At 67.4% G+C, this 22,356-nt stretch carries 20 protein-coding genes; 14 read left to right on the top strand and 6 right to left on the bottom strand.

Features of this window, described 5'->3' with window-relative positions; all coding sequences use genetic code 11:
• The first annotated feature begins 46 nt into the window (after positions 1 to 46).
• The 4 genes from EYE40_RS08025 to EYE40_RS08010 all read left to right on the top strand — a co-directional run bounded on the left by EYE40_RS08025 (position 47) and on the right by EYE40_RS08010 (position 6,138).
• On the top strand, positions 47 to 1,717 hold the full coding sequence (locus EYE40_RS08025) for an ABC transporter ATP-binding protein (protein ID WP_130981459.1): 1,671 nt from the start codon (positions 47 to 49) through the stop codon (positions 1,715 to 1,717).
• Positions 1,718 to 1,720: 3 nt separating this feature from the next.
• Complete coding sequence (locus tag EYE40_RS08020) at positions 1,721 to 3,526, top strand: ABC transporter family substrate-binding protein (RefSeq protein WP_130981458.1); 1,806 nt, start codon at positions 1,721 to 1,723, stop codon at positions 3,524 to 3,526.
• Between the two features lie 157 nt (positions 3,527 to 3,683).
• The gene (gene typA / locus EYE40_RS08015; RefSeq protein ID WP_130981457.1) at positions 3,684 to 5,603 is read left to right on the top strand and encodes a translational GTPase TypA; all 1,920 of its coding nucleotides are present in this window, start codon (positions 3,684 to 3,686) and stop codon (positions 5,601 to 5,603) included.
• 79 nt (positions 5,604 to 5,682) lie between these two features.
• Positions 5,683 to 6,138: a hypothetical protein gene (locus EYE40_RS08010; RefSeq protein ID WP_130981456.1), complete on the top strand. Its 456-nt coding sequence runs from the start codon at positions 5,683 to 5,685 to the stop codon at positions 6,136 to 6,138.
• Here the strand turns inward: EYE40_RS08010 and efeB are convergent.
• The 3 genes from efeB to efeU form a co-directional block, all read right to left on the bottom strand.
• Positions 6,135 to 7,385, bottom strand: coding sequence for an iron uptake transporter deferrochelatase/peroxidase subunit (gene efeB / locus EYE40_RS08005; protein ID WP_130981455.1), 1,251 nt, complete (start codon positions 7,383 to 7,385; stop codon positions 6,135 to 6,137). The two genes, EYE40_RS08010 and efeB, sit on opposite strands and share 4 nt — an antisense overlap.
• A gap of 81 nt (positions 7,386 to 7,466) precedes the next feature.
• Positions 7,467 to 8,639: an iron uptake system protein EfeO gene (efeO, locus tag EYE40_RS08000; protein ID WP_130981454.1), complete on the bottom strand. Its 1,173-nt coding sequence runs from the start codon at positions 8,637 to 8,639 to the stop codon at positions 7,467 to 7,469.
• Complete coding sequence (efeU, locus tag EYE40_RS07995; protein ID WP_130981453.1) at positions 8,636 to 9,493, bottom strand: iron uptake transporter permease EfeU; 858 nt, start codon at positions 9,491 to 9,493, stop codon at positions 8,636 to 8,638. The genes efeO and efeU overlap by 4 nt, the downstream gene beginning before the upstream one ends.
• Positions 9,494 to 9,581: 88 nt before the next feature.
• On the opposite strand from efeU, the gene EYE40_RS07990 reads away from it, so the two are divergent.
• Genes EYE40_RS07990 through EYE40_RS07975 form a run of 4 tightly spaced genes read left to right on the top strand, consistent with a single transcriptional unit; the run spans position 9,582 to position 13,301 of the window.
• Positions 9,582 to 10,517, top strand: a complete 936-nt coding sequence (locus tag EYE40_RS07990; RefSeq protein ID WP_161972364.1) for a PIG-L family deacetylase — start codon at positions 9,582 to 9,584, stop codon at positions 10,515 to 10,517.
• Entirely contained in the window at positions 10,514 to 10,837 is a 324-nt protein-coding gene (fdxA, locus tag EYE40_RS07985) for a ferredoxin (protein ID WP_130981451.1), read from the top strand. The genes EYE40_RS07990 and fdxA overlap by 4 nt, the downstream gene beginning before the upstream one ends.
• Before the next feature lies 1 nt (position 10,838).
• Positions 10,839 to 11,948 carry a succinyldiaminopimelate transaminase gene (gene dapC, locus EYE40_RS07980; RefSeq protein ID WP_130981450.1) on the top strand — a complete coding sequence of 370 codons (1,110 nt, stop codon included), beginning with the start codon at positions 10,839 to 10,841 and terminating at the stop codon, positions 11,946 to 11,948.
• A 57-nt stretch (positions 11,949 to 12,005) separates the two neighbouring features.
• Entirely contained in the window at positions 12,006 to 13,301 is a 1,296-nt protein-coding gene (locus EYE40_RS07975; protein WP_193554493.1) for a citrate synthase, read from the top strand.
• A gap of 8 nt (positions 13,302 to 13,309) precedes the next feature.
• Here EYE40_RS07975 and dapD read toward each other — a convergent pair whose 3' ends face one another.
• Positions 13,310 to 14,239, bottom strand: a complete 930-nt coding sequence (dapD, locus tag EYE40_RS07970; protein WP_130981449.1) for a 2,3,4,5-tetrahydropyridine-2,6-dicarboxylate N-succinyltransferase — start codon at positions 14,237 to 14,239, stop codon at positions 13,310 to 13,312.
• 31 nt (positions 14,240 to 14,270) lie between these two features.
• Between dapD and dapE the strand changes: the two genes are divergently transcribed.
• The 3 genes from dapE (at position 14,271) to EYE40_RS07955 (ending at position 16,830) form a co-directional block, all read left to right on the top strand.
• On the top strand, positions 14,271 to 15,350 hold the full coding sequence (gene dapE, locus EYE40_RS07965; RefSeq protein WP_130981448.1) for a succinyl-diaminopimelate desuccinylase: 1,080 nt from the start codon (positions 14,271 to 14,273) through the stop codon (positions 15,348 to 15,350).
• Positions 15,332 to 16,546, top strand: a complete 1,215-nt coding sequence (locus tag EYE40_RS07960) for a hypothetical protein (RefSeq protein WP_240034759.1) — start codon at positions 15,332 to 15,334, stop codon at positions 16,544 to 16,546. Before dapE ends, EYE40_RS07960 begins: the two co-directional genes overlap by 19 nt.
• A 107-nt stretch (positions 16,547 to 16,653) precedes the next feature.
• Complete coding sequence (locus tag EYE40_RS07955; protein WP_130981447.1) at positions 16,654 to 16,830, top strand: DUF3117 domain-containing protein; 177 nt, start codon at positions 16,654 to 16,656, stop codon at positions 16,828 to 16,830.
• A 13-nt stretch (positions 16,831 to 16,843) separates the two neighbouring features.
• On the opposite strand, the gene EYE40_RS07950 is transcribed toward EYE40_RS07955, so the two are convergent.
• Positions 16,844 to 17,476: an O-methyltransferase gene (locus EYE40_RS07950; RefSeq protein WP_130981446.1), complete on the bottom strand. Its 633-nt coding sequence runs from the start codon at positions 17,474 to 17,476 to the stop codon at positions 16,844 to 16,846.
• Positions 17,477 to 17,541: 65 nt separating this feature from the next.
• On the opposite strand from EYE40_RS07950, the gene EYE40_RS07945 reads away from it, so the two are divergent.
• A complete protein-coding gene (locus tag EYE40_RS07945; RefSeq protein WP_130981445.1) occupies positions 17,542 to 17,910 on the top strand; it encodes a twin-arginine translocase TatA/TatE family subunit in 369 nt (122 codons plus the stop codon).
• A 60-nt stretch (positions 17,911 to 17,970) separates the two neighbouring features.
• Here EYE40_RS07945 and EYE40_RS07940 read toward each other — a convergent pair whose 3' ends face one another.
• Positions 17,971 to 19,521, bottom strand: coding sequence for a succinic semialdehyde dehydrogenase (locus EYE40_RS07940; protein ID WP_130981444.1), 1,551 nt, complete (start codon positions 19,519 to 19,521; stop codon positions 17,971 to 17,973).
• A gap of 41 nt (positions 19,522 to 19,562) precedes the next feature.
• On the opposite strand from EYE40_RS07940, the gene EYE40_RS07935 reads away from it, so the two are divergent.
• Both EYE40_RS07935 and EYE40_RS07930 read left to right on the top strand, forming a co-directional pair.
• The gene (locus tag EYE40_RS07935; protein ID WP_130981443.1) at positions 19,563 to 20,900 is read left to right on the top strand and encodes an MFS transporter; all 1,338 of its coding nucleotides are present in this window, start codon (positions 19,563 to 19,565) and stop codon (positions 20,898 to 20,900) included.
• Positions 20,897 to 22,348 carry a pyridoxal phosphate-dependent decarboxylase family protein gene (locus tag EYE40_RS07930; protein ID WP_130981442.1) on the top strand — a complete coding sequence of 484 codons (1,452 nt, stop codon included), beginning with the start codon at positions 20,897 to 20,899 and terminating at the stop codon, positions 22,346 to 22,348. Before EYE40_RS07935 ends, EYE40_RS07930 begins: the two co-directional genes overlap by 4 nt.
• Positions 22,349 to 22,356: the final 8 nt, after the last annotated feature.

Below are 22,356 nucleotides of genomic sequence, written 5' to 3'. Positions count from 1 at the left end.
CCATGCTCCCACGCGGTTCCCGCGAAGGCGAAAGTCGAGACGACAAGTGAACGCAGTACCCACAACCACCACCGGTCCGATCCTCGAGGTCGCCGGCCTCGGGGTCGATTTCTGGGTCGAGAACGGTTGGGTTCCGGCCGCCACCGACGTCAACTTCACGCTCAACCCGGGCGAGGTGCTCGCCATTGTCGGCGAGTCCGGATCCGGTAAGACTACGAGCTCGATGGCGCTGCTCGGCCTGCTGCCGACCAACGGCCGCTCGGTCGGAAGCGTCAAGCTCGAGGGCGAAGAGCTCGTGGGCATGCGCGCCGATAAGCTCCGCAAGGTGCGCGGCAACAAGATCGCCGTCATCTTCCAGGAGCCGATGACGGCTCTCAACCCGGTGTACACCGTCGGTTTCCAGATCGTCGAAGCCGTGCAGACGCACTCCTACATGACCAAGGCGCAGGCCAAGGTGCGCGCCATCGAGCTGCTCACCATGGTCGAGATGCCCGATCCGCAGAAGGCCTTCGACTCCTACCCCCACCAGCTCTCGGGCGGGCAGCGCCAGCGCGCCATGATCGCCCAGTCGATCTCGTGTGACCCGACGCTGCTGATCGCCGACGAGCCGACCACGGCGCTCGACGTGACGGTGCAGGCCGAGATCCTCGACCTGCTGCGCAACCTGCACAAGCGCCTCAACAGCGCGATCATCCTGATCACCCACGACATGGGTGTCGTCGCCGACCTGGCTGACCACCTCGTGGTCATGAAGGATGGCGCGATCGTCGAGACCGGCACCGTCGACCAGATCTTCAACGCACCGGAGCACCCCTACACGCAGGCGCTGCTTGCAGCCGTTCCGCACCTCGGAACCGGTGAGGCCGTCGAGGTCGTCTCCGCCCGCGAGGCACACGTCAAGCCGGCCCTCGTGGTCGAGCACATGATGGTCGAGTACCCCAAGCGCGGGCGTGTTCCCGCGTTCCTCGCCGTGGACGACGCCAACATCGAGATCTACCCGGGCGAGGTGCTCGGGCTGGTGGGCGAATCGGGCTCGGGAAAGACCACCATCGGTCGCGCGCTTGTCGGCCTGCTGCCGATCAAGTCCGGCGTGCTGCAGGTAGCGGGCCAGGACATGGTCGGTGTCAACAAGAAGGACCTGCGCGCGGTTCGCCGCAACATCGGAATCGTCTTCCAGGACCCGGGCTCCTCCCTTAACCCGCGCTGGCCCGTCGGCGAGTCGATCGGCGAGCCGCTGCTGCTCGCGGGCGGCTACAGCAAGACCCAGATCGCGACCCGCACCGAGGAACTGCTCGACATGGTCGAGCTGCCCCGCGCGTTCCGCAACCGTTACCCGCACGAGCTTTCCGGTGGCCAGCGCCAGCGCATCGGAATCGCCCGCGCCCTCGCGCTCAGCCCCAAGCTCCTCGTCGCCGACGAGCCGACTTCCGCGCTCGACGTCTCGGTGCAGGCCCGTGTGCTCGAGCTGCTGCAGGAGATCCAGAAGGAGCAGCAGTTCGCGACGCTCTTCATCAGCCACGACCTCGCCGTCGTCGACCTGCTCGCGCACCGCATCGCCGTGATGCACCGCGGAAAGATCGTCGAGCAGGGCAGCAAGGAGCAGATCCTGCGCAATCCGCAGGATCCGTACACCCGCAAGCTCATCGACGCCGTGCCGGTACCGAACCCGGCCGAGCAGAAGCTGCGCCGCGAGAAGCGCGCGGCCGCTAAGGTCTAGCCTGTGCGCAGGTCTCGGAACGGTTCATCCGCTGCCGCGATTTCGCTCGTCGTTGCCCTGGCCCTGCTTCTCACGGGGTGCGGTCCGCAGCGCCACGTTGTCACGGGCAGCGATGTCACAATCGCGAGCAACCAGGCGTTCACCTCGTTGAACCCCGTCACCTCGTACGGCAACACGATCGCCAATCGCAGCATCGACCACGTCACCAACTCGCGGTTCAACTACTACGACAACACGTCGACGCTCGTGCGCGACGAGTCGTTCGGCAGCTATCGGGTGCTGGGCGAGGACCCGCTCACGGTGCGCTACGAGATCGCCGGGGGAGTGACCTGGTCGGACGGCGTGCCCGTCGACTCGGCCGACCTGTTGCTCGCCTGGGCGGCGAACTCGGGGCGGTTCTCTACCGAGGGATTCAGCGCCACCGACTTCGTCAACCAGGAGACCGGCGAGTACACCGACAACTTTCCTCGTGACGTCGTCTACTTCGACGGTGCCCCCGCCTCGGGCCTGTCGCGGGTGAGCCAATTGCCCGAGCTCGGTAGCGACGGGCGCTCGATCACCCTCGTCTACGACGAGTACTTCGTCGACTGGGAGCTCGCCTTCCAGGTGGGCATGCCCGCGCACGTCGTGGGGGAGCGCGCCCTCGGCGGCGACCCGACCGCGGCGAAGGCCGCGGTGATCGACGCCATCACAACCGGCGACGAGTCCGATCTCGCGAGAATCTCGCGAGTGTGGAACTCCGACTTCAACCTCGAGCGCATGCCACGGGACGAACAGCTGCTCGTCGGCACGGGCCCGTACACGATCACCGCTATAGAGGAGGGCGAGTCGGTCACCCTCACCGCGAACCCCGCCTACCGTGGCCGCAACCAGCCCTCGATCGAGAGTGTTGTGGTGCGTACCATCAGCGATCCACTCGCCGCGATCGCGGCCCTCGAGCAGGGCGACGTCGACGTGATCGCTCCGGCTTCGACCCCCGACGTGCTCTCGGCGCTCGACTCGGTCGACGGCGTCACCGTCGAGACCGGCGTCGGCGGCACGTGGGAGCACCTCGACCTGCAGTTCGAGGGTGGGCGCAACGGAGTCTTCGACGACCCGCTCGTGCGCGAGGCCTTCCTCAGGGTGATACCGCGTCAGGAGATCCTCGACGAGCTCGTGACACCCCTTGTCGAGGACGCCGAGCTGCTCGACTCGCTGGTGTTCCTGCCCGGAATGGACGGGTATGACGTGGCTGTGGCATCCAATGGCTCAAGAGATTTTCAGCGAGTGGATGTGCCCGGCGCGCGCAAGCTGCTCGAGCAGGCGGGCGTCACCGCTCCGACCGTCTGCATGCTCTTCGACCCGGCGAACCCGCGCCGGGTTGCGGAGTTCCAGCTCATCACCGACTCGGCCGCACGCGCCGGGTTCGTCGTCACCAACTGCTCGCGCGCATCGTGGACCGAGTTCCTCGGCCTCCCCGGCAGCTACGACGCCGCCCTGTTCGGCTGGAACACCAGTAACCTCGCCGTCTCTGCGGCCGAGGCGCGGCTGCGCTCCGACTCGCCGATCAGCAACTACAACTCGTTCGCGCGCCCCGAGGTCGACTCGCTGCTTGATGAGATCGCCGCGAGCAGCGACCCGGCAGTGCAGCGGGAACAGCTCGCCCGCGTAGACGAACTGCTCTGGAGTGAGGCCTACGGGCTGCCGCTTTACCAGTTTCCGGTCGTCACCGCATGGACCGATCGCGTGACCGGCGTCGCGCCCTCGACGCTCGATCCCGGGCTGGTCTGGAACCTCTGGGACTGGCAACCTTCCGCTGACAGCGAATAAGCCGCCCGATCACGGTAGAATATTTGTGCAGGGCACCATCGTCGTGATCCTGAGTACCCCACAGACCCTCATCAAAGCGTTCGTGTGTGGTCGTGCCCGTGCCCAATGAGTGCCGCGCGCACGCCCCGGCACCGCTCATCTAGCAAGGAAAACAGCCATGGCTATCGCCACTCGCACAGACCTGCGCAATGTCGCAATCGTCGCCCACGTTGACCACGGCAAGACGACCCTCGTCGACGCCATGCTCCGCCAGACCAATTCCTTCGAGGCGCACGCGCACCTCGAGGACCGCGCCATGGACTCCAACGAGCTCGAGCGCGAAAAGGGCATCACGATCCTCGCGAAGAACACCGCAGTGCTCTACAACGGCATCCACGCCGAAGAGAACCACAAGGGCGGCAACATCACGATCAACGTGATCGACACCCCGGGTCACGCCGACTTCGGTGGCGAGGTCGAGCGCGGCCTGTCCATGGTCGACGGTGTTGTGCTGCTCGTCGACGCCTCCGAGGGACCGCTGCCGCAGACGCGCTTCGTTCTCCGCAAGGCCCTCGAGGCAAAGCTCCCCGTCATCCTGCTCGTCAACAAGACTGACCGACCGGATGCCCGCATCGACGACGTCGTCGCTGAGAGCCAGGACCTGCTCCTCGGTCTCGCGAGCGACATGGCCGACGAGGTTCCCGACCTCGACCTCGACGCGATCCTCGACGTTCCCGTCGTCTACGCCTCGGGCCGCAACGGCGCCGCGAGCTGGAACAAGCCGGAGAACGGCACCCTGCCCGACAACGAAGACCTCGAGCCGCTGTTCGACGCCATCCTCAAGCACGTGCCGGCCCCGTCGTACGACGACACGCACCCGCTGCAGGCCCACGTCACCAACCTTGACGCATCGCCGTTCCTCGGCCGCCTCGCCCTGCTGCGTGTCTTCAACGGCACCATCAAGAAGGGCCAGACCGTCGCCTGGGTCAAGCACGACGGATCCGTCGCGAACGTCAAGGTCACCGAGCTGCTGATCACCAAGGCGCTCGACCGCTTCCCGACCGAGTCCGCGGGACCCGGTGACATCGTCGCCGTCGCCGGCTTCGAGGACATCACCATCGGTGAGACCCTCGCCGACCCGAACGACGTTCGTCCGCTGCCGACCATCACGGTCGACGACCCCGCCATCTCGATGACCATCGGCACCAACACCAGCCCGATGATCGGCAAGGTCAAGGGCCACAAGCTCACCGCTCGAATGGTCAAGGACCGCCTCGACCGCGAGCTCGTCGGTAACGTCTCGATCAAGCTGGTCGACGTTGGACGCCCGGACGCCTGGGAGATCCAGGGCCGTGGAGAGCTCGCGCTCGCCATCCTCGTCGAGCAGATGCGCCGCGAGGGCTTCGAGCTCACCGTTGGCAAGCCGCAGGTGGTCACCAAGCGCGTCGACGGCAAGCTGCACGAGCCCTTCGAGCACCTCACCACTGACGCACCGGAAGAGTACCTCGGCGCCATCACACAGCTCCTCGCAGCCCGCAAGGGTCGCATGGAGGGCATGAGCAACCACGGCACCGGATGGGTGCGCATGGAGTTCATCGTCCCGTCCCGTGGCCTCATCGGCTTCCGCACCGAGTTCCTGACCATCACGCGCGGTTCGGGAATCGCCAACGCCGTCTCGCACGGCTACGAGCCCTGGGCCGGATCGATCGAGACCCGCACCAATGGCTCGATCGTCGCCGACCGCGCCGGTGTCGCCACCCCGTTCGCCATGGTCGCCCTGCAGGAGCGCATGTCGTTCTTCGTGGAGCCGACGCAGGAGGTCTACGAGGGCATGGTCGTCGGCGAGAACTCGCGCGCCGATGACATGGACGTGAACATCACCAAGGAGAAGCAGCTCACCAACATGCGCCAGTCCACCTCGGACACGTTCGAGCGCATGACCCCGTCGCGCAAGCTGACGCTCGAGGAGTGCCTCGAGTTCGCCCGCGAGGACGAGTGTGTTGAGGTAACTCCCGAGTTCGTGCGTATCCGCAAGGTCGAGCTCGACGCTAACGCGCGCCAGCGCAGCACCGCTCGCCTGAAGAAGCAGAACGCTTAACAACCTTTCACGAACACCCTTCCCCGGCCTCGCCGGGGGAGGGTGTTCTTCATTAACCCGCCCCTAATACACTGGGCGCATGACCACTCTTCGCAACCGCTTCACCGTGCCCGTCGCCATCGCCCTCGCCGTGGTGTTCGCCCCCTCCCTCGCGGCGTGCTCGATGATCCCGATCGACGGCATCATCGAGGGAGCGACCGGCGGAGCCGTGCAGAGTGGAACTGATGTCCCCGAGGGCTTCCCGTCAGAGGTGCCGATCTTCGACGGCGAGATCACCTTCGGCGGCTCGCTCGGCGACGCCACGAACCGGGTCTACAACGTGACGGTCAAGGTCGACGGACTCGAGTCGTACGACACCATCAAGGCCGAGCTCGAGGCCGCCGGCTTCACCTCAGCGGTCGCGGGCACCGCGGGTGCAGGCGGAACGGGCGCCTTCTCCAACGCCGACTGGGGTGTGCTCGTCGTCGTCTCCGAGGACGGCAGCAACGGCTTCCTCGCGAACTACACGGTCACCTCGGCCGAGACCACGAACTAGCCGAACAGCCCCGCGCCGATCGGGCGGTCGCTGGTCGCCCCGGGCGGCACCGCGAAGATGCCCGAGCCCACGTGGCGCACGTACTCGTTCATCGCGTCGTTGCGCGCGAGCGACAGCTGCACCGGAACGAACTGGGTGCGGGGATCCCGCTGGAAGCAGATGAAGAAGAGGCCGGCGTTGAGCCTGCCCAGGTCGTCATTGCCATCCACGAAGTTGTAGCCCCGACGCAGCATCGTGGCGCCCGAGTTCGTCTCGGGGTGCGCCAGGCGCACGTGTGCCGTCTCGTCGATGAGCGGCGCATCCGCTCGTCCCGTCACAGCGAAGTCGGGCTCGGTGAACTCGGTACCGCCACTGAGCGGTGCGCCCTCGCCCTTGTTGCGGCCGATGACGCGCTCCTGCTCGCGCAGTGAGGTGCGGTCCCACGTTTCGATGGTCATGCGGATCTTGCGGCTGACGAGATACGAGCCGCCGGTCATCCACGCGGGTCCGTCACCGTTCTGCGCCCAGATCTCCTTGCCGACGTTCGTGTCCTCCGCGCGGAGGTTCGCCGTGCCGTCCTTGAAGCCGAACAGGTTGCGCGGCGTCACCTGCGCGCGAGTGGTGGATGACGTTCGGCCGAAGCCGAGCTGCGACCAGCGCAGCTTCGCGCGTCCGAAGGCGATGCGCGACAGGTTGCGGATGGCGTGCACAGCGATCTGCGGGTCGTCGCTGCAGGCCTGGATGCACAGGTCGCCGCCGACCAGCCCGTCGATGAGCGCGTCGCCCGGAAAGTGGGGGAGGTCGATGAGGGCCTCGGGGCGTTTGCCACCCAATCCGAATCTCTCGTCGAACAGGCCGGGACCGAAGCCGAACGTGATCGTGAGGCCGGCGGGCGGGAGGTCGAGCGCCTCACCGGTGTCATCGGGGGGTGAATCGTACGGGCCATCCGCCGGACCGAATTCGCCTGCGCCGAGGCCGGACGTCATGCGGTTCGCGGCGTAGGACCAGTCCTCGAGCAGTTCCTGTAGCTCGTTGCGGGAGATGTCGCTCACGTCGAAGGAGGCGAAATGCAGGCGATCCTGCGCGGGCGTGACGATGCCGGCCTGGTTCTCACCGAAGAACGGGTAAACGCCTGCGGCGCCGGACGTGCTCGCCTCCGGGGTCAGAACGCGGTCGACGCCGAATCCGATGCCGGCACCCACAACGCCCGCTCCGGCGAGCCCGAAGAGCCCACGCCGGGACAGCCCGGGCTTCGCGTCGTCAGTCATCCGTCAATCCTCCCTTGTCGCCCGTAGAAAAGTGCTCCATACCGGGAGATATGGAGCACTTTTCGTTAGTTGGTGGTGCGTTTACAGGACCAGCACTCCGGTGAGCTTGGAGAGCGGCTCGCCGAGGGCGTTCACCTGGTCGGAGAACGCGCGGATCTCGTCGTCGGTCAGGTCGGTGTAGAGCGTGAACCCCTCACCGTCCTTCTGCGCGTCGAGCAGCACCTGCAGGGCGTCGAATTCCTCATCGAGTTGTGCGGCGAGATCGGCATCCTTCTCGATGAGGATGTCGCGGATGCCCGCGTACAGCACCTTGGCACCATCGATGTTGGCCTGGAAGTCCCAGAGGTCGGTGTGCGACCAGAACTCCTCCTCGCCGGTGACCTTGCCGGTGGCTACCTCGTCGAGGAGGCCGATCGCGCCGTTGGCCTGCTGGTCGAGGGTGAACTCGAGGTCCTGCACGTTCGTGTAGAGCGTGTCGGTGTCGGAGACGAGACGGTCGGCGAGAGCATCGCGCTTGGCCTGGTCGTAGGCGACGAAGCCGGCCTCGGCGTCAGCGGGCCAGAGGTCCTTCTCGATCGCGTGCCATCCGGTCCAGTCCTGGCCCTCTTCGAGGTCGGCCTCGCGGAGGTCCATGCTCGGGTCCAGGTCGCCGAACGACTCGGCGACGGTCTCGATGCGCTCCCAGAAGACGCGGGTGGGCGCGTAGAGCGCGCGGGCCTCGTCGTCATTGCCGGCCTTGTACGCCGCGGCAAAGTCCTCGGTGCCGACGACGAGGTTCTCGACCTGGTCCTTGACGTAGGACTTGTAGTTGGCGTTCGCGGCGTCGACCTGGTCGGCGAGGTCGCCCTCGAGGGCGAAGTCCTTGCCGGAATCGGTGACGGTGAACGCCGTCTTGCCGATGCCCGCGCCGATCATGCCGGGCTTGCAGACGGTGAAGTAGTCGCCGGGGCGGGCCTGCACCACGAGGTTGCGCTCGATGCCCGGGCCGATGTTCTCGACCTCTCCGACAATGCGCAGGCCGTCGTCGGCGAGCAGGTAGAACTCGGTGACCTGGTCACCGGAGTTGGAGACCGTGAAGACCACGTTTCCACTGGGTGCCTTGCCCGCGCTGACGGCGCAGTCGGTCGCGCTGCTGTCGACCGTGAGGGCGGTGGAGTCGGCTCCACCGGCGGGCGTGTTGGCCACGCAGCCGGTGAGGGCGAGCAGGGCGACAGCCGCGAGGCCGAGGCCTGCCGTGAGGTGACTCGTGGTCATTGTGCTCCTTCTGTGACGGATTCGCGGGGTGCGATGGGCTGTGACTTCGCGCTGTGACTGCGCACTGTCGCAATGAAGATCGTGAGAACCGGAATGACGTAGAGCAGCCACGCAGCCGCCTCGAACCAGGTGGTGGCGGGGGAGAAGTTGAACACGCCCTTCAGCAGCGTGCCGTGCCAGCTGTCCGGAGGGATGGCCGCGCTCACGTCGAAGGCGAGGTTGTTCAGTCCGGGCAGGAAGCCGGCCTCCTGCAGGTCGTGCACACCGTAGGCGAGCACGCCGCCCGCGACGATGATGAGGAAGACGCCCGTGTAGGTGAAGAAGCGGGAGAGATTGATGCTGAGCACCCCGCGATAGATGAGGTAGCCGAGCACGATGGCCACCGCGATGCCAAGGGCTGCTCCCATGAGTGGGAGCGTCGTCTCACCGGTGGCCTGCACCGCCGCCCAGATGAACAGCGCCGTCTCGATACCCTCGCGGCCGACCGAGAGGAAGGCGACGAGCACAAGGCCCCAGCCGGCACCCGAGAGGTGCGAGTCCACCTCGGCGCGCAACTCGCGGGAGAGCCCACGGGCGGCCCGCATCATCCAGAAGATCATCCAGGTCACAAAGGCCGTAGCGATGATCGAGAGGATGCCGCCGATCAGCTCCTGCGCCTCGAACGACAGGCCGTAGGCGCCGAAGGTCAGGATCGCGCCGAGGGCGAGGGACACCGTAACAGCGAGGCCGACGCCCATCCAGATGCGGGGGAGCACATCGCGCCGATCGATCTTGACGACGTAGGCGATGAGGATGCCCACAACGAGCGCTGCCTCGAGGCCCTCGCGGAGGCCGATCAGGAAGTTTGCGAGCACGGGTGTAGTCCAGAACGATCAGGATGGGAGATGTGGTAAGGCTTACCTAACCGGCAGAACACTACTCCGATCTGCTTATGCTGTCCAGATGAACGACGTCGAGCGGGTCTTGTTCGTGCACGCCCACCCCGATGATGAGTCGATCTCTCCCGGGGGCACGGTCGCGTCGCTGCTTGCCTCGGTGTCTAGCGTGACGGCACTCACCACGGCGCGCCCCTCCGACCCGGCACGCGAGGCGGCGCTCGCGGAAGCCCTCAGCTCCCTCGGCGTCAGTGACCACCGTTGGCTCGGCGATGCCGGCGCGCGCTGGGCTGACGAGGCGCCCCGTCGCTACGAGGAGACAGGCCCGGCATCCCTCGTCGCCGCGCCCTTCGGCGAGGTCGCCGCGGACGTGGCAACAGTGATCGAGGCGGTACGACCGCAGGTGGTGCTGAGCTACAACGAGTGGGGTGGGCAGGGACATCCCGACTATCTGCGCACCCATCAGGCTGCTCGACGTGCCGCCGAGGTGCTGCGCGTGCCGTTCTTCGCGATCGAGCCGGCTGGCTCGGCCGAGCGTTTCCGTCGCATTCGCCCGCCGGCGCGGGAGAGCACCGCGTGGCGCGACCAGACGCTGTTCACGAAGATCAGCGCCGTGTTTTTCTCGCTGCTGCTCGGGGCTGCGGGTGGGTTGCTGATGACCGCGATCCACCAGTCGAGCGTTCTCGTGGGCGATGTACAGGTTCCCTGGGGTCTAGTCCTCGCGATCCTGAGCGCCGTCGCCCTGATCGCCGGCCTGCGCATCACCTTCGACACCCGTGTGCTGCCCGCCGTTGCCGCAGCGGGCTTCCTCGGCGCGATGTCCTTCATCTCGAGCCCTACCGCGGGCGGCTCGGTTGTGGTGCCCGACAACGTCTGGGGCCTCATCTGGACCATCGCACCGGTCGCCGTGACCTTCGTGGTGCTGGCCTGGCCCAGGTTGCGTCCGAGAGCCTCCACTAAGATTGGGACAGTACCCGCCGTGAAAGGATCCTCGATCCAGTGACCTACGTCATCGCCCAGCCCTGTGTCGATCTCAAAGATCGCGCGTGCATCGACGAATGCCCCGTCGACTGCATCTACGAGGGTGACCGCATGCTCTATATCCACCCCGACGAGTGCGTCGACTGCGGCGCCTGCGAGCCCGTGTGCCCCGTTGAGGCGATCTTCTACGAAGACGACGTGCCCGAAGAGTGGGCCGACTACTACAATGCGAACGTCGAATTCTTCGAAGAGGTCGGGTCTCCCGGAGGAGCGGCGAAGATCGGCGTGATCCACACGGATCACGCACTCATCCTCGCGCTCCCGCTGCAGAACGCCCAGTAGCGTGCCTCGCACGCCGCTCGAGCTGCCCGACTTCCCCTGGGACGCCCTCGTCCCGTTCGGTGATGTCGCGCGTTCGCACCCCGACGGCATCGTCGACCTTTCGGTCGGCTCTCCCGTCGACCCGACCCCCGCGGTCATCCGCGACGCACTCACCGCCGCCACCGACGCCCACGCCTACCCGCAGACCGCCGGAACCGTCGAGCTGCGCTCTGCGATCGTGTCCTGGTACGCCCGTCGCCGCGGAGTCACCGATCTCACCGTCGACCACGTGCTACCGACCATCGGGTCGAAGGAACTCATCGCCTCCCTCCCCCAGATGCTCGGGATCGGCGCCGGCGATGTTGTTGTGCAGCCCGCCGTTGCGTACCCGACTTATGCGGTGGGGGCAGCGTTGGCCGGGGCATCCGTAGTGTCATCTGATAGTCCGGATGAGTGGCCCGAAGCCACCCGCCTCGTCTGGCTCAACACCCCCGGCAACCCCGATGGACGCGTGCTCGATGTGGACTTCCTGAAGCGTGCCGTCGCCCGCGCGCGCGAGCTCGGGGCGATCATCGTGAGCGACGAGTGCTACGCGGAACTCGCCTGGGAGGGCGAACTGCCGACCCCGTCGATCCTCGACCCGCGCGTCATCGACGGGGACCGCGATTCGGTGCTCGCCGTCTACTCGCTCAGCAAGCAGTCCAACCTGGCCGGATATCGCGCGGGCTTCGTCGCAGGCTGCAGCAACCTCGTCGGCGAGCTTCTCGCGGTGCGCAAGCATGCGGGGCTCATGCCGCCCGCTCCCGTGCAGGCCGCTATGGTCGCCGCGCTCGGTGACGACGCGCACGTGGCCGCACAGCGCGCCATCTACCTCGATCGTCGCACGCGCCTGCTCGGCGCGTTCGAGGCTGCCGGATTCCGCATCGACCACAGCGAGGCAGGCCTGTACTTGTGGGCCACCGCGGGGGAGGACTGCTGGGCGACGGTTGCCCGCATGGCCGAGTTGGGCATCCTCGTCACCCCCGGCTCCTTCTACAGCGCCGACACCACGCAGCACGTTCGCGTCGCCCTCACGGTGACCGATGAGCGGATTGACGCCGCGCTAGCACGACTGGCGCAGACCTCCAACTGAATCCCGGGGGCTTTGGTGGATGCGACAGTAGCCACCCCCACCGAATAAGCTGTAGGCGTGAATGACATTGCCGCAGGAAACGACAAGGCCACGCTGCACTTTCCCGGTGGCTCCGCCGAGTTCCCGATCATCCGGGGAACCGATGGCCGCGACAGCATCGACATCTCGACGTTTATGAAGCAGACAGGCTTCACGACCATCGACCAGGGCTTCGTGAACACCGCCTCGACGAAGAGTGCGATCACCTACATCGACGGCGATGAGGGAATCCTGCGCTACCGCGGATACGCGATCGAGGATGTCGCCAAGAACAGCACCTACCTCGAGGTCGCGTGGCTGCTCATCTACGGGCAGCTGCCGACGCCGGATGAACTCGCCGAATTCGACGACAAGATCCGCCGCCACACGCTGCTGCACGAAGACCTGCGTCGCTTCTTCGATGCGCTGCCGCACAACGCGCATCCCATGTCGGTACTGTCGTCGGCCGTATCGGCCCTGTCGACCTACTACGAGGGATCGCTCAGCGTGCGCGACCCCGAGCAGGTCGAGATGTCGATCGTGCGCCTGCTCGCCAAGCTGCCGGTCATCGCCGCCTACGCTCACAAGAAGAGCCTCGGCCAGGCGTTCCTCTACCCCGACAACTCGCTGTCGTTCGTCGACAACTTCCTCAAGCTGAACTTCGGCAATATGGCCGAGCCGTACGAGGTCGACCCGGTGCTCTCCAAGGCCCTCGACCGCCTGCTGATCCTGCACGAAGACCACGAGCAGAACGCGTCGACCTCGACGGTGCGCCTCGTCGGCTCCACCGAGGCCAACATCTTCTCCTCGATCTCCGCAGGCATCAATGCCCTTTACGGCCCGCTGCACGGTGGCGCCAACGAGGCGGTTCTCAAGATGCTGCAGGAGATCAAGGACTCGGGCGAGAGCGTCGAGAAGTTCGTCGAGCGCGTCAAGAACAAGGAAGAGGGCGTGCGACTCATGGGCTTCGGCCACCGGGTCTACAAGAACTTCGACCCGCGCGCGACCCTGGTCAAGGAGAGCGCCGATGAGGTGCTCGCCGCCCTCGGCATCCAGGATGACCTGCTCGACATCGCCAAGGAACTCGAGGGTGTCGCCCTCGCCGACGATTATTTCGCCGAGCGCAAGCTCTACCCGAACGTCGACTTCTACACCGGCGTCATCTACAAGGCGATGGGCTTCCCGCCCCGTATGTTCACCGTGCTCTTCGCGATCGGACGCCTGCCGGGCTGGATCGCCCACTGGCGCGAGATGAACATCGACCCCGCCACGAAGATCGGCCGCCCCCAGCAGCTCTACGTCGGCGAAGCCGCGCGCGCCTGGCCTGAGCGCTAGGCGCCGCCTCAGGCGTGCAGGGCCTCGTTGAGGGCCACGCCGTCGCCTGAGCGGGCCAGGACCTCCACGGCGCCCGTGAGGGAGTTGCGGCGGAACAGGAGCCCGGGGACGCCCGACAGCGTCACGGCCTTTACGGTGTCGTCCGTGCCCACCACGCGCACCTTCGTGCCGGCCGTGACGTAGAGGCCGGCCTCGACGACCGAGTCATCGCCGATCGAGATGCCGATGCCCGAGTTCGCGCCGAGCAGCGCGCGCTCACCGATCGCGACCCGCTGGGTGCCTCCGCCGGAGAGCGTGCCCATGATGGACGCGCCACCGCCGATGTCCGAACCGTCGCCGACGACGACGCCCTGCGAGATGCGTCCCTCCACCATCGAGGTGCCGAGGGTTCCCGCGTTGAAGTTGACGAATCCCTCATGCATGACCGTGGTGCCGGGCGCGAGGTGCGCGCCGAGGCGCACGCGGGCGGCGTCGGCGATGCGAACGCGCGCGGGGGTGACGTAATCCAGCAGGCGCGGAAACTTGTCGATGCCCTGCACGGCGATGCCCGCTCGCTTGAGCGACGCCCGCAGAGACGCGAAGTCGTCGGGGTGCACCGGTCCCGCTGTCGTCCACACGACGATCGGGAGGTGCGCGAAGATGCCGTCGAGGTTGAGCGAGTTCGGGGGCGTGAGCAGGTGGCTGAGGAGGTGCAGGCGCAGGTAGGCGTCCGCGGTGGAGGCGGGCGGGGCATCCAGATCAATCGTCACCGTCACGAAGTCGACCCGCACGGCCCGGCGCGCGTCGGTCGTGATGAAGTCCTCGAGCTCGGCCGGCGCGATGTGCGGGTCGACGCCCGCGGGCACCTCTCCGAGACGGGGCGACGGGTACCAGGTGTCGAGCACGGTTCCGTCGGCGGAGATGGTGGAGAGGCCGTAACCCCAGGCAGCACGAGTCATGCTCCAAGAGTACCGACGATAAACTTGACCCATGCCGACACTCGACCTCGCCGCCACGTCCATCGACATCACCCGGCAGCTCTGCGACATCGAGTCGGTGTCGGGTGACGAGAAAGTCATTGCCGATGCGATTCAGGATGCGTTGAGCGGTGCTGCGCACCTCGAGATCCTGCGCGACGGCGACCTCATCATCGCCCGCACGAATCTCGGTCGCGCGAAGCGGGTTGTGATCGCCGGCCACATCGACACCGTGCCGATCAACAACAACGTGCCGACCCGGTATGAGACCGAAGACGGGGTCGAGTACCTGTGGGGCCGCGGCACCGTCGACATGAAGGCCGGGGTCGCCGTGCAGCTCAAGCTCGCTCTCGAGCTCACCGAGCCGAACGTCGACGTGACCTGGCTCTGGTACGACCACGAGGAGGTCTCCGCCGACCTCAACGGCCTCGAGCGCCTCGCCCGCAACAACCCGGAGCTGCTGCAGGGCGATTTCGCGATCCTCGGCGAGCCGAGCAACGCCCAGATCGAGGGCGGATGCAACGGCAACGCCCGCATCGAGGTGCGCACGTTCGGCAAGCGCGCGCACTCCGCGCGCTCCTGGGTGGGTCACAACGCGATCCACGATGCCGCGGGCATCCTGGGCGTACTGGCGGGATACACGCCACGCGAGGTCGAGGTGGAGGGTCTCACCTATCGCGAGGGCCTCAACGCCGTCGGGATCAGCGGCGGCGTCGCCGGCAACGTCATCCCGGATGAGGCGATGGTGCACATCAACTACCGTTTCGCGCCCAGTCGCAGCGGCGAGGAGGCGATCGCGCACCTGCGCGAACTCTTCGACGGCTACGACGTGACGGTTGTCGACCTCGCCGAGGGCGCCCGCCCCGGTCTCGACGCGAAGCTCGCGCAGGAATTCGTGGTTGCGGTCGGCGGCGACGCCCCGAAGCCGAAGTACGGCTGGACGGACGTGGCCCGCTTCTCCGCCCTCGGAATCCCCGCCGTGAACTACGGCCCCGGCGACCCGCTCAAAGCCCACGCAGACGACGAGCGCGTCGCGATCGAGCAGATCACGTCGTGCGAGCAGGGGCTGCGGGCGTGGCTGACGGCCTCCTAACGCGAAAGAACCTGCTCGTCAGGTACCGCCTGACTCCGTGGTGGCTCAGGGTCCTGGTGATCTTCATCGCCTCGCGGGCGGTCACCACGGGCATCCTGCTGTTCTTCGCCGAGCGCCAGCCGCTCAACGCCTGGACCGGACCGAGCCCCGACTACTTCGACTTCGCCCGCCTCTGGGACGGCCACTGGTACTTCATCGTCGCCATGTCCGCCTACCCGACCGAGCTCCCGATGGATGCCGCCGGGCACGTGACCGAGAACGCGTGGGCATTTATGCCGGCCTACCCGATCGTGGTGCGCTTCGTGATGCTGCTCACGGGACTTCCGTTCGACGTGGCCGCCGTCGCCATCTCGGTGGGCTTCGCGGCAGGCACTGCCCTGCTGTTCTACAAGCTCATGGCTCTTGTGCTCTCCGACAGCACGGCGCTGTTCGCAACCGTGTTGTTCTGCTTCGCCCCGCTGTCGCCGATCCTGCAGGTCGCGTACGCCGAATCGATGCACGCGTTCTTCCTGACCCTCGCGCTCTACCTGCTCCTGCAGCGTCGGTACGGGATGATGTTCCCGGTCGTCGCCGTGATGGCGCTGACGCGGCCGAGTGGCCTCGCGTTCGCCCTTGCGCTGCTGCTGCACGTGATCCATCGGTTCATGACGCGGGGGCGCGATCCGTTCCCCCTGCGTGAGATCGTGGCATCCCTCTCCATCGGGATGTTCAGCGCGCTGATGGGCGTGACCTGGCTGCTCATTGCATGGGGAGTGACCGGCTCGTTCACGGCCTACACCGACACCGAGCTGGCCTGGCGATCCTCGTACGTCGGCTGGGGGGAGCTCGTGCCGTTCTCGCCGTGGATCCAGGCCGCCGGCTTCTGGGGGCCGCGGGCGGGATTCGAGCTCGTGGTGCCGCTCGCCGTGGGGTTCCTGGTTGGATTCACGGTCCTGCTGTTCTCGCCGTGGGGCAGACGCCTCGGCCCCGACCTGCGCTTCTGGAGCGGCAGCTATCTGCTCTACCTGCTCGCCGTGTTCTTCCCGCAGTCGAGCACATTCCGCCTGCTCGTGCCGATCTTCCCGCTCTGGGGCGCCCTCGCGCAGCCCCGCTCGGCGATCTACCGCTGGGCGCTGGTGGTGCTCTCCATCGCCGGCCAGGTGGGCTGGGTGTACATCGCCTGGTTTGTCGACGGATATGACTGGACGCCGCCGTGATGCATCAACCGTGATCTGTCAACCGGGCGCGCGCGAGAAAGTGCTCGATTTTTCGGATGCCGCTTCATGGTCGATAATGGACAGGTACCTATGAAAGGGGACTTCTCATGGCAGCCATGAAGCCGAGGACCGGAGACGGGCCGATGGAGGCTGTCAAAGAAGGACGCCTCATTATTGTTCGCGTCCCGCTCGAAGGCGGAGGACGCCTCGTCGTCTCCGTCAATGACGCAGAAGCCAAAGAGCTTCACGACGCCCTCGCCGGCGTAGTCGCAGCCAGCGCCTGACTTGCTCAGCCGTTCAATCGGCGATTTTCACCAGGTGGAGCAGTCCGTCTCCGACCGGTGACAGTGCACTGATGACGGCATCGGATGCCGCGATCTCCTGCAGCAGCGTACGCAGCTCGGTGACCGTGTCGTCGCGCTGCGTCGGGTCGGCCACACGGCCGCGCCACAGCGCGTGCGGGATGAGCACGGATCCTCCCGGACGCACCATGCGCAGGGCGTGCTCGACGTACTCGATGATGTTCTGCGGGTCGGCGTCGATCAGCACGATGTCGTAACTCGACTCGTTCATGCGGGGGAGGACCTCGAGGGCGCGTCCCGCGATCAGGCGCACGCGGTTCGCGGGCACGCCGCCGGCGAGAAAAGCAGCCTTGGCGAGCTGGTGATGGTCGAGCTCGGAGTCGATCGAGGTGAGTTCTGCGGTCGGGGCGCCCACGAACATCCAGAGCCCGCTCACACCGACGCCGGTGCCGATCTCGATGATGCGCTTCGCTCCCGTGGCGGCCGCAATGGCGGCCAGCTGGGCTCCGGTCGCCGGGGAGACGGGGTCGACGCCGATCTCGACCGACTGCTGGCGTGCGAGCGCGATGTCCTCGCGTTCGACGACGTAATCCTCTGCGAATTTCCAGCTGGATTCTTTTCCTGCCACGGTGTTGCTCCTTGTTCGAGCTAACACTAAGCGGGCGCGGGGCTTCAGCCGACTATTCTGAACGAGTGTCCTTTGGGTTGACGTTCGAGAAGCTGCTGATCATCGCGATCATCGCCGTCTTCCTGCTCGGACCCGACCGGCTCCCGTACTACGCCTCGCAGCTCGCGCGGCTCACCCGCAGCCTGCGCGACCTCGCCAATGGCGCCAAGGACCGCATGCGCGAGGAGATGGGCCCCGACTTCGACGAGGTCGACTGGAAGAAGCTCGACCCGCGCCAGTACGACCCGCGTCGCATCATCCGCGAGGCGCTGATCGACGACGAGGCTGCACCCGTGATAACCCCGGCGGCTGCCCCGATCGAGGGTGCCTACGCACAACGCCAGCGGTTCGAGCGCGAGGGACGGCCGGCGCCGTTCGACTCCGAGGCCACCTAGCCTCGGCTGCGCTCGGCCCGCACTTCGGCAGGCTCAGCATAAAATCTTGGCGTCACTCGATCAGCGGCGACGGATCAGCTTGAGCGCTCCCAGCAGCGTGAGCATGATCCCCGTCATGGCGGCGAACTCGGCGCCCGTGCGCGGCAGCGTGAGCAGCCCGGTGGATTCGGCGACCGTGCGGCTCTCGACGAAGCGCAGCAGGCCCTCTCGTCCGTTACGGCGACCGAGACCCGAGCTCTTCATTCCGCCCATGGGGGCATCGACACTCGAGAACGACGCCCGGTAGCCCTCGTTGATGTTGACGCTCCCGGCGTCGATCGCGTCAGCGACCCGGCGGGCGCGTGAGCGTGAGGCGCTGAAGATCGAGGAGTTGAGGCCGTACTCGGTGTCGTTCGCGGCGGCGATCGCCTCCTCGACCGAATCGATCACGTGGATGGCGACGACCGGCCCGAACGTCTCCGCGCTCATGCAGAGCATGTCGTCGGTGACGTCGGCGAGAACGGTGGGCGCGTAGAACAGCGGACCGAGTTCCGGCCTGGGTGCGCCGCCCGTCAGCACACGCGCACCCTTCGCGACAGCGTCGTCGACATGCGCCTGCACGCGCTCGAGCTGCGCGGCGGAGGTGAGGGAACCGACATCCGTCGAGAAATCGAAGGCTGCGCCCTGCTTGAGGGATGCCACGCGGTCGACGAAGGCGGCTGTGAAGGCCTCGGCGACCGAGCGCTGCACGTAGATGCGCTCGATGGAGACGCAGAGCTGGCCCATCGAGGAGTAACAGGAGTAGACGGCGTTCGCGGCGGCCTTGGCCGGATTCACATCATCCAGCACGATCAGCGGGTTCTTGCCGCCGAGTTCGAGAGACGCCCCGATGAGGCGAGCGGCGGCACGTTCGCCGACACGGGTGCCGGTCGCGGTGGAACCGGTGAAGCAGACATAGTCGGCGGCGTCGACCACGGCATTGCCGATCTCGTTGCCGTCTCCGGCGACGACGGCCCAGAGCGCCTCGGGAACTCCGGCCTCGATGAACGCGCGGCGCGAGGCGAGAATCGACAGCGCCCCCTGGTTGTCGGCCTTCTGCACCACGGCGTTGCCTGCGGCGAGGGCCGGGATGACGTCCATGAGCGAGAGCGACAGCGGGTAGTTCCACGGCGTGATGACGCCGACGACGCCCTTCGGCTTGTAGCTCACGCGCGTCTGGAGCACGAGCGGGATGCCGGCGCGACGGCGACGCGTGCGCAGGAAGGATGCTGCGGCGACCGCGTAGTAGCGGGTGACCGAGGCGCCGCTGAAGATCTCCTCGAAAGCCTGGCCGCGGGTCTTGCCGGTCTCGCTCTGCACGGCGTCCATCAGGACGTCCTTCTGCGCGAGCAGCAGGTCGTGCGCTTTGAGCAGCACACGACGGCGGTGCGCGAAGCCGGCGGCCCGCCAGGCGAGCTGCGCAACGCGGGCGGCAGATGCCGCATCCGCAACGTCGGCGGCCGACGAGAGCGGCAGCTCGTGCAGCACCTCACCCGTGAACGGTGCGATGACGGGGACTGTTGCCGTGCCGGACGCGGAGAGGCCGTTGACGAGCTCTGCGGCGAGCGACCGGTGGATCGTGGTTCCGGACATGGGTCGAGTGTAGAACCTCGGGAGGCCACTAGGCTCCGGATATGACCGCATCGGAGCGTGTGCTCTCCCGAAGGACCATCGCCACCTACGCCATCGGCTCGCTCGGCACGGGCGGGTTCGCCACACTGCCCGGGCTCGTGCTGGTCTTCTTCCTCACCGACACCCTGGGCATCGCGCCGCTCGCGGCCGGTGTGCTCGTCACGATCGCGAAGATCTGGGACGTGCTGATCGACCCCGTGATCGGCGCCCGCAGCGACCTGAGCCTCGCCCGCACCGGATCCCGCAGGCCGTTCATGGTGATCGGTGCCATCGCGCTTCCCGTGTTCTTCGTGCTGACCTTCGCGGTTCCGGCAGGCATCGGCCCGGTCGCCTCCGGCATCTGGGTGCTCGTCGCCTTCACCCTCACCGCGACCGCGTTCTCACTGTTCCAGGTGCCGTACATCGCGCTGCCCGCCGAGCTCACCGACGGCTACGACCAGCGCACCCGCCTCATCTCGGTGCGCGTGGTCGTTCTCACCGTCGCGATCCTGCTGTTCGGCGCGGGTGGACCCGCTCTGCGTGAGTCGTTCGAGAACGAGTACACCGGTTACCTCGTGATGGCGATCGTGGCAGGCCTCGTCATCGGCGGCGGCATGCTCGTGTCTACGCTCGTCGCCACCCGCGGCGCGGTGTCCGAGGCGCGGCCGTCGTCGATCGCACAGAACTACCGCGACGGGCTCGCCGTGCTGAAGCGCAGCCAGCCGTTCCGGGCGCTGCTACTCACCTTCGCGCTGCAGGGACTCGCGACCGGCGTGATGCTCGCGGGCGCCGCGTACGTCGCGCAGTGGGTGCTCGAGTCGAAGGGCGCGGGCACGTTCCTGTTCCTCGCCCTCATCGGTCCCGCCCTGGTCTTCGCCCCCGTCTGGCAGGCCGTCGCCCGCCGCATCGGCAAGGAGCGCGGGTTCGTCATCGCCTCGATCCTGTTCGGGATAGCGGCTCTCGCCATGGTCGGCCTCGTGTGGGCCCCGGGCGACGGGGTCTACCTGCCGGTTGCGCTCGCCGGCGCCGGCTACGCGGGAATGCAGTCCCTGCCGATGGCCATGCTTCCCGACGTGATCTCGCACGATGCCGCGCAGCACGGCTCCGGCAGTGCCGGCACGTTCGGCGGTGTCTGGACCGCGGGCGAGACCACGGGCATGGCACTCGGGGCAACGGTGCTCACGATCGTGCTGGCCGCGAGTGGGTACATCCAGTCGACCGGTGCTTCGTTCGCATGGCAGTCCGACTCGGCCGTCGCCGGTATCGCGCTCAGCTTCAGTGTGGTTCCCGCGGTGCTCATCGCCCTCTCGCTCTGGACCTTCTCCCGTTACCCGCTCCGCCGTAAGGACATCGACGCATGACCCGTTTCGCCCAACAGCCCGCCGAGATCCTCGCGCGGCTGGAGCAGCTCCGCGCCGCCGACGCCCCCACCCACGGCGGTCACGTGCTGTCGTACGTCTATGACTCCGGGCTCGCCGAGATCGATGAACTCGCCGCCGCAGCGATGCGGCTCGTGCAGCCCGTCAACGGCCTCGACCCGACGACCTTCACCTCGGTGGCCATCATGGAAGGTGAGGTCGTGGCGTTCGCCCGATCCCTGCTCGGCGGCGACTCCGACGTGGTGGGCTCGGTCACGACCGGCGGCACCGAGAGCTGCCTGCTCGCGGTGAAGACGGCGCGGGACAACTGGACGGGTGAGGGCGTGCCTCGTCTTCTCGCGCCCGTTACCGTGCACGCCGCGTTCCACAAGGCCGCGCACTACTTCGGGCTCGAACTCGACCTGGTTCCCGTGCTGCCCTCGGGCGTGGTCTCGGCGGACGCCCTGATCGAGCGGATGGGCCCGGACGTCGCGCTCGTCGTCGTCTCGGCGCCCAGCTACCCGCACGCCGCGCTCGATCCGATCGTCGAGGTTGCCGCGGCCGCCCTCGCGCAGGGCATCGACTGCCACGTCGACGCCTGCATCGGCGGCTGGGTGCTGCCCTTCTGGTCCGACCTGCCCGACTGGGACCTGCGCGTGCCCGGGGTCACCTCGCTGAGCGCCGACCTGCACAAGTTCGGCTACGCGCCGAAGGGCGCCTCCGTGCTGCTGCAGCGCAGCCGCGACCGCCAGCGCTCCCAGTACTTCGCCACGACCCGATGGCCCGGCTACCCGGTCGTGAACTCGACGATGCTCGGGTCGAAGTCGGCGGCACCCCTCGCCGCGGCGTGGGCCATCGTGCAGGCACTCGGCGTCGACGGGTTCGCCGCGCTCGGCGCCTCCTGCGAGCGGTCGACCCGGGCCCTTGAGGCCGTGATCGCCGGCATCGACGGATTGCGCGTGGTGGGGCATCCCGTCGGGCCGCTGCTGGCCGTGGCCACGGACGAGTCGGTGCCTGCCGAGCGTCGCGTCGACCCCCACCACTGGGCCGACCAGGTGCGCTCGCACGGCTGGCTGCTGCAACTGCAGCCGGGGCTCGAGCAGAGCGATGGCACCGTGCTGCCGCCGACCACACACCTCACGATCACGCCGGTCACCGAAGGCGTGCTCGACGATCTCAGTGCCGCGCTCCGCATCGCCGCCGACGAGGTGCGCGGTATGTCCGCCGTGTCGCCCGCCGACGTGCTGCCGGCCGAGATGCTCGGCGGCATCGGCGAGCTGGATTCCGAGTCCGCGTGGGGCGTGCTGCAGGGCATCGGGCTCGCGGGAGACGGCCCCGGGCTGCCCGACCGGATGGCGCCGTTCCTCGCGCTCATCGCGGCCCTGCCGGCCCCGCTCACCGAGCGACTGCTCACCGAGTTGCTCGCGCGCACCGTGGAGCCGCGCGGCTAGACGACTGT

It is taken from the genome of Glaciihabitans arcticus, assembly GCF_004310685.1.
Taxonomy (GTDB): domain Bacteria; phylum Actinomycetota; class Actinomycetes; order Actinomycetales; family Microbacteriaceae; genus Conyzicola; species Conyzicola arctica.
This window is presented reverse-complemented; position numbering and strand designations above follow the sequence as displayed.

What these genes read in the sequence shown, in the direction of transcription:
- EYE40_RS07935 (WP_130981443.1), top strand. Translation starts at nt 19,563, where the DNA reads ATGACCGCATCGGAGCGTGTGCTCTCCCGAAGGACCATCGCCACCTAC.
- efeB (WP_130981455.1), bottom strand. Translation starts at nt 7,385, where the DNA reads ATGACTGACGACGCGAAGCCCGGGCTGTCCCGGCGTGGGCTCTTCGGG.
- EYE40_RS07940 (WP_130981444.1), bottom strand. Translation starts at nt 19,521, where the DNA reads ATGTCCGGAACCACGATCCACCGGTCGCTCGCCGCAGAGCTCGTCAAC.
- dapE (WP_130981448.1), top strand. Translation starts at nt 14,271, where the DNA reads ATGCCGACACTCGACCTCGCCGCCACGTCCATCGACATCACCCGGCAG.
- efeO (WP_130981454.1), bottom strand. Translation starts at nt 8,639, where the DNA reads ATGACCACGAGTCACCTCACGGCAGGCCTCGGCCTCGCGGCTGTCGCC.
- EYE40_RS07990 (WP_161972364.1), top strand. Translation starts at nt 9,582, where the DNA reads ATGAACGACGTCGAGCGGGTCTTGTTCGTGCACGCCCACCCCGATGAT.
- EYE40_RS07955 (WP_130981447.1), top strand. Translation starts at nt 16,654, where the DNA reads ATGGCAGCCATGAAGCCGAGGACCGGAGACGGGCCGATGGAGGCTGTC.
- EYE40_RS08010 (WP_130981456.1), top strand. Translation starts at nt 5,683, where the DNA reads ATGACCACTCTTCGCAACCGCTTCACCGTGCCCGTCGCCATCGCCCTC.
- typA (WP_130981457.1), top strand. Translation starts at nt 3,684, where the DNA reads ATGGCTATCGCCACTCGCACAGACCTGCGCAATGTCGCAATCGTCGCC.
- dapD (WP_130981449.1), bottom strand. Translation starts at nt 14,239, where the DNA reads ATGACTCGTGCTGCCTGGGGTTACGGCCTCTCCACCATCTCCGCCGAC.
- EYE40_RS07930 (WP_130981442.1), top strand. Translation starts at nt 20,897, where the DNA reads ATGACCCGTTTCGCCCAACAGCCCGCCGAGATCCTCGCGCGGCTGGAG.